General features: G+C 57.5%; 14 protein-coding genes. 6 read left to right on the forward strand and 8 right to left on the reverse strand.

Going from position 1 to position 15,701, the window contains the following annotated elements; genetic code table 11:
• Positions 1-122 precede the first annotated feature (122 nt).
• The 5 genes from serS to lrp all read right to left on the reverse strand — a co-directional run bounded on the left by serS (position 123) and on the right by lrp (position 6,944).
• Positions 123-1,418, reverse strand: coding sequence for a serine--tRNA ligase (serS, locus tag I6L40_RS14155; RefSeq protein WP_017785405.1), 1,296 nt, complete (start codon positions 1,416-1,418; stop codon positions 123-125).
• Between the two features lie 289 nt (positions 1,419-1,707).
• Positions 1,708-3,045: a replication-associated recombination protein A gene (locus tag I6L40_RS14160; RefSeq protein ID WP_033115172.1), complete on the reverse strand. Its 1,338-nt coding sequence runs from the start codon at positions 3,043-3,045 to the stop codon at positions 1,708-1,710.
• Entirely contained in the window at positions 3,045-3,653 is a 609-nt protein-coding gene (gene lolA / locus I6L40_RS14165) for an outer membrane lipoprotein chaperone LolA (protein ID WP_033115213.1), read from the reverse strand. Before lolA ends, I6L40_RS14160 begins: the two co-directional genes overlap by 1 nt.
• 80 nt (positions 3,654-3,733) lie before the next feature.
• Positions 3,734-6,250, reverse strand: a complete 2,517-nt coding sequence (locus I6L40_RS14170) for a DNA translocase FtsK (protein ID WP_071910546.1) — start codon at positions 6,248-6,250, stop codon at positions 3,734-3,736.
• A gap of 202 nt (positions 6,251-6,452) precedes the next feature.
• Positions 6,453-6,944 carry a leucine-responsive transcriptional regulator Lrp gene (gene lrp, locus I6L40_RS14175; RefSeq protein ID WP_005300047.1) on the reverse strand — a complete coding sequence of 164 codons (492 nt, stop codon included), beginning with the start codon at positions 6,942-6,944 and terminating at the stop codon, positions 6,453-6,455.
• A 150-nt stretch (positions 6,945-7,094) separates the two neighbouring features.
• Between lrp and ald the strand changes: the two genes are divergently transcribed.
• The 3 genes from ald (at position 7,095) to I6L40_RS14190 (ending at position 10,656) form a co-directional block, all read left to right on the forward strand.
• On the forward strand, positions 7,095-8,210 hold the full coding sequence (gene ald, locus I6L40_RS14180) for an alanine dehydrogenase (RefSeq protein WP_041207483.1): 1,116 nt from the start codon (positions 7,095-7,097) through the stop codon (positions 8,208-8,210).
• A 185-nt stretch (positions 8,211-8,395) separates the two neighbouring features.
• Complete coding sequence (trxB, locus tag I6L40_RS14185) at positions 8,396-9,346, forward strand: thioredoxin-disulfide reductase (protein ID WP_071910548.1); 951 nt, start codon at positions 8,396-8,398, stop codon at positions 9,344-9,346.
• Between the two features lie 62 nt (positions 9,347-9,408).
• Positions 9,409-10,656, forward strand: a complete 1,248-nt coding sequence (locus I6L40_RS14190; protein ID WP_071910551.1) for a diguanylate cyclase — start codon at positions 9,409-9,411, stop codon at positions 10,654-10,656.
• 99 nt (positions 10,657-10,755) lie between these two features.
• Here the strand turns inward: I6L40_RS14190 and I6L40_RS14195 are convergent, their stop codons facing one another.
• The gene (locus I6L40_RS14195) at positions 10,756-11,226 is read right to left on the reverse strand and encodes a glycine zipper 2TM domain-containing protein (protein WP_043851079.1); all 471 of its coding nucleotides are present in this window, start codon (positions 11,224-11,226) and stop codon (positions 10,756-10,758) included.
• Positions 11,227-11,245: 19 nt separating this feature from the next.
• Here I6L40_RS14195 and aat point away from each other — a divergent pair, with 19 nt between their 5' ends.
• The 3 genes from aat to infA all read left to right on the forward strand — a co-directional run bounded on the left by aat (position 11,246) and on the right by infA (position 12,953).
• Positions 11,246-11,953, forward strand: coding sequence for a leucyl/phenylalanyl-tRNA--protein transferase (gene aat / locus I6L40_RS14200; protein ID WP_042032319.1), 708 nt, complete (start codon positions 11,246-11,248; stop codon positions 11,951-11,953).
• Positions 11,950-12,666, forward strand: a complete 717-nt coding sequence (locus I6L40_RS14205) for an arginyltransferase (RefSeq protein WP_071910553.1) — start codon at positions 11,950-11,952, stop codon at positions 12,664-12,666. The genes aat and I6L40_RS14205 overlap by 4 nt, the downstream gene beginning before the upstream one ends.
• A 68-nt stretch (positions 12,667-12,734) precedes the next feature.
• Entirely contained in the window at positions 12,735-12,953 is a 219-nt protein-coding gene (gene infA / locus I6L40_RS14210; RefSeq protein ID WP_005300033.1) for a translation initiation factor IF-1, read from the forward strand.
• A 68-nt stretch (positions 12,954-13,021) separates the two neighbouring features.
• On the opposite strand, the gene clpA is transcribed toward infA, so the two are convergent.
• Together clpA and clpS are read right to left on the reverse strand one after the other, a co-directional pair.
• Positions 13,022-15,274 carry an ATP-dependent Clp protease ATP-binding subunit ClpA gene (clpA, locus tag I6L40_RS14215; protein WP_033115165.1) on the reverse strand — a complete coding sequence of 751 codons (2,253 nt, stop codon included), beginning with the start codon at positions 15,272-15,274 and terminating at the stop codon, positions 13,022-13,024.
• Positions 15,275-15,333: 59 nt separating this feature from the next.
• Complete coding sequence (clpS, locus tag I6L40_RS14220; RefSeq protein ID WP_005337111.1) at positions 15,334-15,651, reverse strand: ATP-dependent Clp protease adapter ClpS; 318 nt, start codon at positions 15,649-15,651, stop codon at positions 15,334-15,336.
• Between the last annotated feature and the right edge of the window lie 50 nt (positions 15,652-15,701).

Consider the following 15,701-nt stretch of genomic DNA (forward strand, 5'->3'; position numbering starts at 1 on the left):
ATTGTGTTACATGTTCAAAGAGGCGCCGGAAACGCAGATTTATTCACGATAAAAACGGTTGAGCGGCGCCAGAATGCACAACGCCATGGCATGGCCATGGCGTTGTCGTCTGCAACGAGCGCTTACCCGATGTGGGTCAGGCCGCCCATGTAGGATTGCAGCGCAGCCGGGATGGCGATACGGCCATCTGCCTGCTGGTAGTTCTCGATCACGGCGACCAGAGTGCGGCCAACAGCCAGACCGGAGCCATTCAGGGTGTGAATAAGCTGCGGCTTGCCATCGACACGCACGCGAGCCTGCATGCGGCGCGCCTGGAAGTCGGTGCAGTTGGAGACAGAGGAGATCTCGCGGTAGGTGTTCTGGGCCGGCAGCCACACTTCCAGATCGTAGGTCTTGGCTGCGCAGAAGCCCATGTCACCGGTAGAGAGCGCCATCACGCGATACGGCAGCTCCAGCAGTTGCAGCACCTTCTCGGCGTGACCCACCATCTCTTCCAGCGCTTCCCAGGATTTCTCCGGGTGAACCAGCTGTACCATTTCGACCTTGTCGAACTGGTGCATACGGATGAGGCCACGGGTATCACGACCGTAAGAGCCCGCTTCGGAACGGAAGCACGGGCTGTGAGCGGTCATCTTGATCGGCAGTTCCTGCTCTTCAAAGATCTCGTCGCGCGCCATGTTGGTGAGCGGCACTTCGGAAGTCGGGATCAGGGAGAACTTGCGCACCTTGCCCTCTTCTTCCCCTTCACCGTCAATACCGGTATTGAACAGATCCTGGGAGAACTTCGGCAGCTGGCCGGTACCGTACAGGCTGTCCGGGTTGACCAGATAAGGCACATAGCACTCGGTGTAACCGTGCTGCAGGGTGTGCAGATCCAGCATGAACTGGGCCAGGGCGCGGTGCAGACGGGCAATCTGGCCCTTCATCACAACAAAACGGGAACCGGAGAGCTTGACGCCGTTTTTGAAATCTACGCCCTTGGCCGCTTCACCCAGATCGATGTGATCGCGTACCGGGAAGTCGAAGTGACGCGGGGTACCCCAGCGACGCACTTCCACGTTGTCGTTTTCGTCACGACCAACCGGGGTGGTTTCGCTCGGCAGGTTGGGGATGGCGTCGGCAATGGTTTTCAGCTCGGCCAGCAAAGCATCCAGCTCAACCTTGCTGGTCTCCAGCTCGTCGTTGATCTTGGTCACTTCAGCCTTGAGCGGAGCAACATCTTCACCGCGACGGGCAGCCTCACCGATGGACTTGGAGCGGGCGTTGCGCTCGGCCTGCAGCTCCTGAGTACGGGACTGCAGATCCTTGCGCTTCTCTTCCAGAGCATTGACAGCCGCTACGTCAAGAGCGTAGCCACGTGTCGCCAGACGAGCGGCAGCTTCGTCGATGTCGCTGCGCAGATATTTGGGATCCAGCATGGGTTACCTACTTTTTGTAAAAGGGATCTGGGCCTGAGTCATCATGACGGGCGGGAAAACAGATCCGGAAGTTAACATCGGTTGGCGCCCCCGTCGTTTTGAGAGTCAGGCCTTCGAAATCAAGAAGATGGTATCAGGCCGAAACCAACGGGGTCAGAAGGGCAGTGTAGCAGACCGCCCCCCTGCCCGAACAGGGACTATTTGGGTCGTTTTTGCCAACTTGTGGGGTCAAACACCCCAATTATTCCGGTGTCTGACCAATTTTCATTCTGCTGGCCAAAATGGGTGGCTATCGGCCCCGTTTTTGCGGGCTCTGTCGATCGAGCTCATGCAGATAATCGAGCTTCTGGCCGATCTGCTTTTCAAGGCCACGATCGGTCGGCTGATAGTACTGCTTGCCGGCAAGCTCGGGCGGGAAATACTCCTCGCCTGCGGCATAAGCGCCCGGTTCGTCGTGGGCGTAACGGTACTCGGCGCCATAGCCCAGATCGCTCATCAGCCGGGTCGGTGCGTTGCGCAGGTGCACCGGCACCTCGAAGTCAGGCAGGTTTTTGGCATCGTTGAGCGCAGCCTTCCAGGCGGTGTAGACCGCATTGCTCTTGGGCGCACAGGCAAGGTAGACGATCGCCTGGGCGATGGCCCGCTCCCCTTCCGCCGGTCCGATGCGGTGGAAACAATCCCAGGCAGATAGCGCCACCTGCATGGCACGAGGATCGGCATTGCCCACATCTTCCGAGGCGATAGCCAGCAAGCGGCGGGCAATATAGAGCGGATCGCAGCCGGCACTCACCATACGGGCATACCAGTAAAGCGCCGCATCCGGCGCAGAGCCGCGAATGGATTTGTGTACTGCCGAGATGAGGTCGTAGAAGTGATCCCCCCCCTTGTCGAAGCGGGCCACATGTTCCCCCGCCACGGCGGCGAGCAGTGCGCTGTCGATAAGCTTGTGGCCGCTGCCATCGAGCTCGGCCATGTCAGCCAGCAGCTCCAGATAGTTGAGGGATTTGCGCCCGTCACCATCTACCGCCTTGGCCAGTGCCTCTTTGACGCCAGGGGCAAAGGCAAGGGCCGGATCATTGAGACCGCGGGGATCCTGCATCGCCTGATCGATCATGGCGAGGATGTCCTCCTCCTCCAGTCGCTTGAGCAGATAGACCCGGGCCCGGGAGAGCAGCGCGTTGTTAAGTTCGAACGAAGGGTTCTCGGTGGTAGCACCGATGAAGGTGATGGTGCCATCTTCGATGTGGGGCAGAAACACATCCTGCTGGCTCTTGTTGAAGCGGTGCACCTCGTCCACGAAGAGGATGGTGCGCACTCCGCGCCAGCTGTTCTCTTTGGCCTTGTCGATGGCGGCGCGGATCTCCTTGATGCCGGAGGTGACCGCCGAGAGTCGCTCCACTTCCGCCTGACAGTAGTGAGCCATCAGCTCAGCCAGAGTGGTCTTGCCGGTACCGGGTGGCCCCCACAGTATCATCGAGTGGCAGTGACCGGCCAGGATCGCTTTGCGCAGGGGCTTGTCAGGCCCCAGGATATGCTGCTGACCTATGTACTGGTCGAGATTTTGCGGCCGCATCCGGGCCGCCAGCGGACGAAAGTCCGACGAGAAATCCAGCGAGAGATTGCTCATCAGCGCTGATCATCCAGCTCGACCCCCTTCGGGATCTTGAAGACAAATTCGTTACCCTTGAGCACCGGCTTGCGGTTGAAGTTATTGAGGGTAAATTCGGTCCACTGCCCCTGTGCCTCTTTCACATCGAAGCGGCTGATGTTGTTGTCGCGATCGAAGGTGACGCGGAAGGAGGCGATAAGCTCGCTCGGATCACGGCTGGTGACTGTGTAGACATCACCCTGCTGGGTCACGTCATAGTTCTTCCACAGCTTGTCGTCATTGCCGGTGATGAGCACGAAGGGAGTGTTGAGCACCGCATCCTTCAATTTAAGGGCGGTCACCTGCTCGACGAAGGGGTCATATACCCAGACATCCTTGCCATCGGCCACGATCAGGCTCTCGTCAGGCGCCGTGGTATGCCAGTTGAAATGGTTGGGACGCTGTACCACCAGATCGCCGCTGGCGCGCTGCAGCTCCTTGCCCTTGCTGTCGTAGACAGTCTGGGAGAACTTGGCGGAGAAGAGGCTGACACTGGCCAGCTTCTGCTTGAGATCGCTGGCCGCGTCAGCCCACACCTGGCTGCTGGCAACCAGCAGCATGGATCCGATCAACAGCTGTTTTTTCATCATGCTTTTCATAACGACCATCTCGATAAAAGGCCACGCCCGTGAGGGGCATGGCCAGGATAACAGTAAAAGGGTAGGCCTTAGTCCCGCACCGGCGGCGGAGCCAGCACATCGCGCTGACCGTTGCCACCCGGGGCGCTCACAATGCCCTGATTTTCCATCTGCTCGATGAGACGAGCCGCCCGGTTGTAACCAATCTTGAACTTGCGCTGCACACTGGAGGTCGAGCCACGGCGCGACTCCACCACGAAGGCGACTGCTTCGTCAAACAGGGGGTCGAGCTCTTCATCGTCACTACCGCCATATTCGCCGCTGCCACCTTCACCGCCAGATTCACCGGAGAGGATCTCGTCGATGTAGTTCGGCTCACCGCGCAGTTTCCAGTCTGCAACCACCTTGTGCACTTCGTGGTCATCGACAAAGGCGCCGTGCACCCGGGTCGGGTTGGAAGTACCGGCCGGCATGTAGAGCATGTCGCCCATGCCGAGCAGAGATTCGGCGCCGCCCTGATCGATGATGGTACGGGAGTCGATCTTGCTCGACACCTGGAACGAGATACGGGTCGGGATGTTGGCTTTGATAAGACCGGTGATGACATCCACCGACGGACGCTGGGTCGCAAGGATAAGGTGAATACCGGCCGCCCGCGCTTTCTGGGCGATACGGGCAATCAGCTCTTCCACCTTCTTGCCGACGATCATCATCATGTCGGCAAACTCGTCCACCACCACCACGATATGGGGCAGCTTCTCCAGCTCCGGCGGCGTCTGATCCATGGAGTCGCCCGGACGCCACAGCGGATCCAGCAGGGGATCCCCCTCCTCGATGGCCGCCAGCACTTTGTCGTTGTAGCCCTTGAGGTTGCGCACTCCGACCGCCGACATCAGTTTGTAGCGACGCTCCATCTCGCCCACACACCAGCGCAGGGCGTTGGCGGCATCCTTCATGTCGGTCACTACCTCGGTCAGGAGGTGCGGGATCCCTTCGTAGACCGACAATTCCAGCATCTTGGGGTCGATCATGATGAAGCGCAGATCGTCCGGCGAAGATTTGTAGAGCATGGAGATGATCATGGTGTTCACCCCCACCGACTTACCTGAACCCGTGGTACCGGCCACCAGCAGGTGCGGCATCTTGGCGAGGTTAACGACTACCGGCTCGCCGGCGATGTCCTGACCCAGGCCCATGGTGAGCGGGTTGCGGCTATCGCGGAACGCATCGCAGTCGAGGGTCTCGCGCAGGTAGACGGTCTGGCGCACCCGGTTGGGCAACTCGATCCCGACATAAGTTTTACCCGGGATCACCTCGACCACCCGCACGCTGCTGGCCGACAGAGAGCGGGCCAGATCGCGGGACAGGTTGGTGATCTTGCTCGCCTTCATGCCTGGCGCCAGATCCAGTTCAAAACGGGTGATAACCGGGCCCGGATAGACACCGACCACCTTGGCCTGCACGTTGTAATCGGCGAGCTTGGCCTCCACCAGACGGCCCATCCGATCCAGCTCGTCCTTGCTCATCATCTGGGTCTTGGCAGGCGGACGATCCAGCAGCTCAAGGCTCGGCAGCGGCGGCAGGTTGGCCTGAACGCGGCGCTTGGGCTTGGTCGGCATGGCGACGACTGGGGCAACCGCTGCATCCTCGCCCTCAGCCCACGGCAGGTCGAGATCTTCATCGTCCTCGTCATCGGCGACGGCAAGGGCGCTCTGGCGACGAGAGCTGGCAGGGGCTGGCCGTTTAGCCTTGACCACCGGCGCGGGTTCGTCGTCCTCATCATCAAACTGCGGGTCAAACTCGAAGGTGTCGTCGTCCAGTTCAGGCAACCACTCCTCCTTGGAGCCTTTCTGGTTTTTGCCCTTGGCGCGGCGACCCCAGTTACTGTGGGGATCGTCTTCATCTTCGTCATCAAGCTCGATGGCGCCCACGCCCCCCTCAAGCAGGGGATCCGGTCCCTCAACGCGAGGCTGACGCCAGCCGCCGGTCAACCAGCGACCCAGAGTGCCCGGGAAGTGGTAGATGGCACTGACGGAGCCGGTGCAGGCGGCACCGATGCGCTCGACGATGGTGAGCCAGGACCAGCCGGTAAACAGGGTAATGCCGGTTGCCACGAAGCAAAGCAGCATCAGGTTGGCACCCACACCGCCAAACAGCGGTACCACGGCGGAGGCGATGACATCCCCCACTAGGCCACCGGCGGAGAAGTTCTGCAGATCGTTAAAGTTCATGCTGGCGATGGCCGACATGCCGAGCACGGTCAGGATAAAGCCGATGATCCGCACCCCGAGGGTGAGGTAATCCACATCGAGCAGACGGCTTGGCCGCCAGAAGAGACTCCAGCCCAACAGCACCACCAGCGGCGGAACCAGATAGGAGAAGGCACCAAAGGTAAACATGGTGATATCGGCAAGCCAGGCGCCTGCGCTGCCGGCGAGGTTCTTGACCTCCCCTTCCCACGAGGTCTGGGACCAACCGGGATCGGCGGGATGATAGGACAACAGGGCAAGCAGAAGATAAGCGGCCATCAGGGTGATGGCGATCAAGACGGCTTCGAAGATCCGTTGTGTACCTGATAAAGGAGTAAACAGCTTTTTATCGGCCAAACTCCGGCTCCTTTCTGAAAACATGTAATGCAGGAAATAAGGGGGCCTAGTATCCCCGAAAAGCCCATCGATTGTCAGCCTGTGCCTGATGGGACGGGGCCATATTTGCAATCATCTTTACAAGAAGAAACGAGCGGACCGGCCGCTCGTTTCTGACTGTCGCAGTGTCTCATATGGAAAAGATACCACGGCATAATCTGCTTTATCGGGTGCTGATCACCAGACGGCTGCTCTGCTTGACCTCCTCCATCACCACATAGGTGCGGGTGTCATTGACCCCCGGCAAGCGCAGCAGGGTCTCACCCAGCAGGCGGCGATAAGCCGACATGTCGCTTACCCGGGTCTTGAGCAGGTAGTCGAAATCACCCGAGACCAGATGGCACTCCTGGATCTCCTCGAGCACCTGAACAGCCTTGTTGAACTGTTCAAACACATCTGGGGCACCGCGGTTGAGGGTAATTTCCACAAAGACCAGCAGAGACGCATCCAGATAATGAGGGTTCAGAATCGCGGCATACCCTTCGATATAGCCTTGTCGCTCGAGGCGACGAACCCGTTCCAGACACGGTGTAGGACTCAGGCCAACTCGTTTGGACAACTCAACATTCGAGATCCTGCCATCCTTTTGCAGTTCATTGAGAATGTTGCGGTCAATCCTGTCCAAATCCTTTAGCCGACTCTTAGCTTCCATCATTTTATTCCATCCTTTGGCTATTTTTTGGTAAGAATCACCATTCATTTTATAATTATGGTCACAAATCCTGTCAATACCTGAATATACTAGGCGCAAATGTTGGTTAACATTTTGGCAACATGAAACACCAATCGATAGACGAGGGATAGCATGATTATCGGTGTACCTAAAGAGATAAAAAACCATGAATATCGCGTAGGCATGGTTCCGGCCAGTGTACGTGAACTGACAGCACGAAACCATACTGTTTTCGTCCAAAGCGGTGCCGGAAACGGGATTGGCTTTAGCGATGCAGATTATACGGCTGCTGGTGCCGAAATTTTGGCCTCTGCCGCCGAGGTTTTCGCCAAGGCGGAGATGATCGTCAAGGTCAAGGAGCCCCAGCCTGTCGAGTGTGCCATGTTGCGACCGGGTCAAACCCTGTTTACCTACCTCCATCTGGCACCGGATCTGCCACAAACCGAGGCCTTGCTGAAAAGTGGTGCCATCTGTATAGCCTACGAGACCGTCACCGACGGCCGTGGCGGTCTGCCCCTGCTGGCGCCCATGTCGGAAGTCGCGGGTCGCATGTCTATTCAGGCAGGTGCCCAGGCGCTGGAGAAATCACGCGGCGGTAGCGGCATGCTGCTCGGCGGGGTGCCCGGTGTCGAACCGGCCAAGGTAGTGATCATCGGTGGTGGCGTGGTTGGCTCCAACGCAGCCCGCATGGCCATCGGCATGCGCGCCGACGTGACCATCCTCGACAACAACGTCGATACCCTGCGCCGTCTCGACAACGAGTTTCAGGGTGCAGCCAAAGTGGTCTACTCCAACAGCGAAAGTCTGGAACGCCATCTGCTGGCGGCCGATCTGGTCATCGGCGGCGTGCTGGTACCGGGCGCCACTGCGCCAAAACTTGTCAGCCGTGACCACATTGCGCGCATGAAGCCGGGCTCGGCTATCGTCGATGTGGCGATCGATCAGGGTGGCTGCGTGGCAACCTCGCACCCCACTACCCACGAAGATCCCACCTTCATCGTCGATGACGTGGTGCACTACTGCGTGGCCAACATGCCGGGGGCAGTGGCACGAACCTCGACCGTGGCACTCAATAACGCCACCCTCCCCTTCATCATCAAGCTGGCCCAGCAAGGGTATCGTCAGGCACTGCTGAGCGATCCCAACCTGCTGCACGGCCTCAACGTGATGGAGGGCAAACTCACCTGCAAGGAGGTTGCCGTGGCTCATGGCCTTGCCTACACGGATCCCCTGACCCTGCTGAACTGATCTGCGCTGGCCTGCGCCAGTTGGAGATGAGTGAAAATCCGCCCGCGATGGGCGGTTTTTTTATCCCTTTATTTTGCATGTCACCCCTTGTGAACACGATTAGTGCAATCGACTCACCAGCCTTTGACCCCGGATCACGAATTACCTACAATCGCGCAAACTCATCACATCCCGGAAATGACATCATGAGCCAAGTCACTCACAGCAAATTGCTGATCTTAGGGTCCGGCCCGGCCGGTTACACCGCTGCCGTCTACGCCGCCCGCGCCAACCTCAATCCCCTGCTCATTACCGGCATGCAGCAAGGTGGCCAGCTGACCACCACCACTGAGGTAGAGAACTGGCCCGGCGATCCGGAAGGCCTCACCGGCCCGGCCCTGATGGAACGCATGAAAACTCATGCAGAGAAGTTCGATACGCGCATTCTGTTTGATCACATCAACAGCGTCGAACTGACCCAACGCCCGTTCCGTCTCAAGGGCGACAACGGCGAATACACCTGCGATGCCCTGATCATCGCGACCGGCGCCTCCGCCAAATATCTCGGCCTGCCTTCTGAAGAAGCCTTCAAGGGGCGCGGCGTCTCAGCCTGCGCCACCTGCGACGGTTTCTTCTACCGCAATCAGGAAGTAGCCGTGATCGGCGGCGGCAACACTGCCGTGGAAGAGGCGCTCTATCTGGCCAACATCGCCAAGAAGGTACACCTGATTCACCGTCGCGACGAGTTCCGCGCCGAGAAGATCCTGATCAAGCGTCTGCACGACAAGGTCGAGAGTGGCAACATCGTGCTGCACACTCACCAGACCCTGGACGAAGTGCTGGGCGATCAGATGGGGGTCACCGGGGTGCGCCTGCGCAACACCCAGGACAGCAGCACCAGCGAGCTGCCGCTGATGGGCGTCTTCATTGCCATCGGCCATCAGCCCAACACCCAGATCTTCGATGGCCAGCTGGAGATGCAAAACGGCTATCTGAAAGTTCGTGGCGGCCTCGACGGTTTTGCCACCCAGACCAGCATTGAAGGTGTCTTCGCGGCCGGCGATGTGGCTGACCACAACTACCGCCAGGCCATCACCTCTGCCGGTACCGGCTGCATGGCTGCCCTCGATGCAGAACGCTATCTTGATGCGCAATAAATAAGCGCATATGTGATATAAGGCATACCAGTCGGTATGCCTTTTTTATTTGAAGGAGTCTAATGAAACAGAAGATATTGATTGTCGAAGATAGCCTGACGATCCGCCGTATGCTGACCCAGGCGATAGCCCAGCAGACCGGTCTGGAGATCGACGCCTTTGATACCCTCGAAGGCGCCCGTCACTGTCGGGGAGATGAGTATGTGGTCGCCCTGGTGGATCTGACCTTGCCGGATGCACCTCGCGGAGAAGCGGTCAGCGTGTTGCTGGAGCGCGGCTTGCCAGTGGTGATCCTCACCGCCGATATCAGCGAGGATAAACGTGCGGCCTGGCTGGAAACCGGCGTACTGGACTATGTGATGAAGGATTCGCGCCACTCGCTGCAATATGCGGTCAGCCTGGTGCACCGCCTTTATCTCAACCAGTCCATCGAAGTGCTGGTCGTCGATGATTCACGCACCTCCCGCCACCGCACCATGGCCCAGTTGCGCAAGCAATTGCTGAAGGTGCACGAGGCGAGTCACGCACGCGAAGCTATGGCGATGCTGGAGCAATACCCCGGCATCCGGCTGGCACTGGTCGACTACTATATGCCGGAGATCGATGGCATCAGTCTGGTGCGCATGCTGAGAGAGCGTTACAGCAAACAGCAGCTGGCAATTATCGGGATCTCGGTCTCGGACAAGCGCGGTCTCTCCGCTCGCTACCTGAAACAGGGGGCCAACGACTTTCTCAACCAACCGTTTGAACCGGAAGAGTTGCAGTGCCGGGTCAGCCACAATCTGGAGGCGCTCGAGCAGTTCAACAGCATTCAGGAGTCGGCCAATCGCGACTACCTGACCGGTCTTTACAACCGTCGCTACTGGTTCAACGAAGGGCAGAAATGGTTCGAGGAACATCAGCGGCTGCAGAGTACGCTTTCACTCTGCGTGCTCGATGTGGATCACTTCAAGCAGGTCAACGATCACTGGGGTCATGCCATTGGCGATCAGCTACTCTGCCATCTGACCCGCCAGCTGACCCAGTTCTTTCCAGATGCCATGATCGCCCGCTTTGGTGGCGAGGAGTTTGCCCTGATGGTGCCCCACTGCACCGTCCCCGTGCTGCTCAAACGGCTGGAAGGGCTGCGCCAGCAGCTGCGCCAGCACCCCTTGTCACCGGATGTTCCGCTCTTTGTTCGCGCCAGCTATGGTGTGGTCAGTGTCGGGCGGGTATCCATGGACGAGGCGCTGAGCGAAGCGGATCGGCTCCTGTATCAGGCCAAGAACACCGGCCGTGACAAGATAGTCTCGCAAGAGAACGCCATCTAGTTTCCTGCGCAGTCCCGTGTATTACCGCCCGCAAGACTTTCTGCCAATCGGAAAGTCTGCGGGTTATCTCCCCTCTCTGTATCTCTTCCATAATCCGGCTTAAAACGTCTTGTCGACTCGCACGCCGTCATCAAAATAGAGAATGCGTACTTTATCGCCGCTACTGAATACCATGGCGGGATCATAATCCTGGATCACATTGACCAGCCCGTTCTGCTCATTGCGAATAAGCAGCTCGACCAGTTTGTTCTCCACTACCGTGTCGCCCGATTGATACTGCTGCGCTGCTGCGGCCCCGGCAAGCGCCCCGACGGCGGTGGCAATTTCACGGCCATGGCCGCCACCAAACTGGTTACCAAGCAAGCCGCCCAGTACTGCCCCGCCCAGGGTTTTCCAGCCGGAACGCTCCGACTCCAGGATCTGGCGCTGGGTAATATTGCGCACCGTTTCGACCTGGCCAAACACCACCTGATTGACCGGGCGGGCCGTGTTGCGCTGGTACACCTCGGCCCCGGCGGGCGCAGTGACAAAGCAGAGCAAGCTGGATACTATCAGGATAATGGCCTTCATCTACGAACCTCGTTGCCTTATGTCTCGCTATCTCACTCAACTGGATGATGAGCTCTGCTGGTTTCCCGACCCCTCGCATGCCCTGGAAGAGCCCAACGGTCTGCTGGCGATCGGCGGGGATCTCTCCCCTGCCAGATTGCTGGCAGCTTACCACAAGGGGATCTTCCCGTGGAACGAACCCCACCAGCCGACCCTGTGGTGGTCACCGGATCCGCGTGGTGTGATCCGCCCTGATGAGCTGCATGTTGGGCGCACCTTGCAGAAGATTATCCGCCGCACCCCATTCGATATTTCCGTCAATCGCGCCTTTAATGAGGTAATCAATGCCTGCGCCGCGCCTCGTCGCACAGCCGATGGTACCTGGATCAGTCAACCCATGATCGAAGCCTACCAACGGCTGCACCGTCTGGGCCACGCTCATTCGGTCGAGATCTGGCAAGAGGGAAAACTGCAAGCGGGCCTTTACGGCCTGTCGATTGGCCGGTTGTTCTGTGGCGAGTCCATGTTCAGCCATATCGATAACGGCGCCAAGCTGGCCATGGTGGCACTTTGTCGCCACTTTGCCCGGCACGGAGGCGCCCTTGTCGACTGCCAGATGCAGAATCCGTTTCTGGCCACGCTGGGCATTGAGGAGTGGCCAAGAGCGCGCTTTCTGGCTGAACTGGCGCAACTGAGCCGCCAATCGCTATTGGATTCATGCTGGCAAGAGGGAGAGATCCGCTTATGACCGAAGAAGTGATCCTCAAGGTTGGGCTAACCCCCAAGCATCCCTGCAGTTATCTGGATCATGAGCAGGAGCAGTTGCTGGTTCTGATGGATCATAACTTGCTCAACGCCCACAGTTACGAACGCCTGCTGACCGCCGGATTTCGCCGCAGTGGCAACGACATCTATCGTCCTCACTGCCCCGCCTGTCATGCCTGTCAATCCCTGCGTATTCACAGCGAGCACTTCAGGCCAAGCCGGGGACAAAAGCGCATCCACCAGCTCAACAGGGATATCGATATCGTCCTGAGCTACGATGACAAGCCCGAGTATTACCAGCTTTATGAACGCTACATCAGCGAACGCCATCAGGATGGCAGCATGTATCCCCCCAACCGCAAACAGTACCGCGGTTTTCTCCATTGCGACTGGATGCCACCCCTCTATCTGGAAATGAGAAAGGAGGGTCGCCTTATTGGCGTAGCCACTACAGATTTGCTGCCCCACTCACTCAGCGCCATGTATACCTTCTTCGACCCCGATTATGCCGACCGCTCGCTCGGCACCTTTGCTATTCTGAGTCAGCTTGATCTGGCTAGGCGTACCGGACGAAGCTGGCTCTATCTCGGCTATCTGGTTGAGGCGTGCCGCAAGATGAATTACAAGCGCAATTACCTCCCTCACGAGGTGCTCATTCATGGAGAATGGAAAAAAATCGACGGCAAGCCCGAGTAAACTTTACACATAGCCTTAAATCCGGCATGATCCAGCGGTTTTTTGTTGTGGCTTATCAAGAGGATTCAATGGCTAAAGAAGACAGTATTGAGATGCAGGGCACTATTCTCGAAACCCTGCCCAATACCATGTTCCGTGTGGAACTGGAGAATGGTCACGTGGTTATCGCTCATATTTCCGGCAAGATGCGCAAAAACTACATTCGTATCCTGACTGGAGACAAAGTAACGGTAGCACTGACTCCCTACGATCTCTCCAAGGGACGTATTGTTTTCCGCTCTCGCTAAGCCAGGAATTCAGCAAAAAACCCCAACCTGTCGGTTGGGGTTTTTTGTCGTTTTCTAATTACGGTTACTTAGTGGGAAACAGCTTCAACATTGACCTGAAAATCAAAGCTGAGGCTGTCATTTACCAGCTCAACCTTCACTATTCCCCCATCAACCAGTGAGCCGAACAGGATCTCGTTAGCCAACGGTTTCTTGAGGTGCTCCTGAATGACCCGACCCATAGGTCTGGCCCCCATGGCTCTGTCATACCCCTTCTCGGCCAACCAGTGACGGGCACGCTCGGATACTTCCAGAGATACCCCTTTCGCATCCAGCTGCACCTGCAACTCAACGATGAACTTGTCGACCACCTGGTGGATCACTGTCATGTCGAGATGGTTGAACCAGATGGTGTGATCAAGCCGGTTACGGAACTCCGGACTGAAGGTCTTGTTGATCACCGCCATGGCATCGTGGCTCAGATCCTGCTGCTGGAAGCCAATCGACTTGCGCTGGGTCTCCTGCACACCGGCGTTGGTAGTCATCACCAGAATGACATTGCGAAAATCCGCCTTGCGCCCGTTATTGTCAGTCAAGGTACCGTTGTCCATCACCTGCAACAACAGGTTGAATACGTCCGGGTGCGCTTTCTCAATCTCGTCGAGCAGCACAACGGAATGAGGGTGCTTGATCACCGCATCGGTCAGTAAACCACCCTGCTCAAAACCGACATATCCGGGAGGCGCACCAATCAGACGGGAGACGGTGTGACGCTCCATATACTCCGACATGTCAAAGCGCAGCATCTCCACCCCCAGCGCCTTGCCAAGCTGTTGGGTAACTTCGGTCTTGCCCACCCCGGTCGGGCCGGCGAAGAGGAAACACCCCACCGGGCGACGCTCGTTACCCAAACCTGAGCGCGATAGGCGGATGGCATCGGTCAGCACCTCGATGGCTTTGTCCTGACCAAAGACCACCATCTTCAGATTGCGCTCCAGGTTCTTCAGTACCTCTTTATCTGAAGAGGAGACTGATTTTTCCGGAATGCGGGCGATCTTGGCGACGATTGCTTCAATCTCCTGCACGTTGATCACTTTCTTGCGCTTGCTCGCCGGCAGCAACCGCTGACCAGCCCCCGCCTCATCGATCACGTCGATTGCCTTGTCCGGCAAGTGACGATCGTTGATGTACTTGGCGGACAGCTCTGCCGCTGCGCGAATCGCCTTGGCGGTATAACGCACTCCATGGTGAGCCTCGTAGCGGCTCTTGAGGCCCATCAAGATACGGGTAGTGTCATCCACGGTCGGCTCGGTGATATCGATCTTCTGGAAACGACGAGCCAAGGCGCGGTCTTTTTCAAAGATCTGGGCATATTCCTGATAGGTAGTGGAGCCGACACAACGGAGCAAACCATTGGAGAGCAGCGGTTTGATAAGATTTGCGGCATCCAGCTGACCACCTGACGCAGCACCTGCACCGATGATAGTGTGGATCTCGTCGATAAAGAGAATGGCCCCTTCCTGACGCTCAATCTGCTTGAGCAGTACCTTGAGGCGTTTCTCGAAATCACCGCGGTATTTGGTTCCAGCCAGCAGAGAGCCCATATCCAGCGAGTAGATGGTGCTACCAGCAATCACCTCGGGCACATCGCCCTTGACGATACGGTAAGCCAGACCTTCCGCAATGGCCGTCTTGCCCACCCCCGCCTCGCCCACCAGCAAAGGGTTATTCTTACGACGGCGGCAGAGCACTTGAATTGTACGATTAAGCTCCTGGTCACGACCAATAAGCGGGTCAATACGCCCTTCCAACACCAGCTGGTTCAGGTTGGTGGCAAAGCTCTCGATCTGAGCAGCGGAGACATCGTCATCAGATTCCGGATTGTTATTGCTGACATCCGGTTTGCTGTCCTTGCGCACCCCGTGGGAGAGGAAGTTCACCACATCGAGGCGACTGATCTCGGCTTTTTTCAGGAAATAAGCAGCCTGAGACTCCTGCTCGCTGAAGATGGCGACCAGTACGTTGGCACCACTGACTTCGGTATTGCCGGAGGATTGCACATGGAAGACGGCACGTTGCAGTACGCGCTGGAAGCCCAAGGTCGGCTGGGTTTCCCGATCTTCGTCATCGCGTGGAATAAGCGGGGTTGTTTGAGTGATGAATGCGCGGATCTCCTTGCGCATCTGCTCGACATCGGCACCACAGGAGCTCAGCGCCTCATGGGCTGAGCTGTTATCCAGAAGGGCTAACAACAGGTGCTCGACAGTCATGAATTCGTGACGCTCGTCACGAGCCAGTTTGAAAGCCTCGTTCAGCGTCTTTTCCAGATCTTTATTCAACATAGGCACCTCCCCTAGTACAGCTACAATGTGGTGTCACACTCGCCATCAAGTCATCAGATTCAAGCCTTTTCCATAGTGCATAGCAGTGGATGTTCGTTGTTACGTGCATAGGTGTTGACTTGGACAACCTTGGTTTCGGCGATCTCTGCGGTAAACATGCCGCAGACACCCTTACCACTATAATGCACACTCAGCATGACCTGAGTCGCCTTGTCCAAATCCATACCAAAGAACTTTTGCAGCACCTCCACCACGAACTCCATCGGGGTGTAGTCATCGTTGTTCAACACAACTTTATACATGGGTGGCGGCTGCAGCTTTGTTTTCTCTGCTTCTGCAATCTCTTCATTAGCAAAGAGTTCTTTCTGCTTGCTCATAATCGCGCTTTGGTACCTCTAGATTACTACCGTCTCACACAAGCTTGTCA

This window comes from Aeromonas sp. FDAARGOS 1410, from assembly GCF_019048745.1.
GTDB classification, from domain to species: Bacteria; Pseudomonadota; Gammaproteobacteria; order Enterobacterales; family Aeromonadaceae; genus Aeromonas; species Aeromonas jandaei.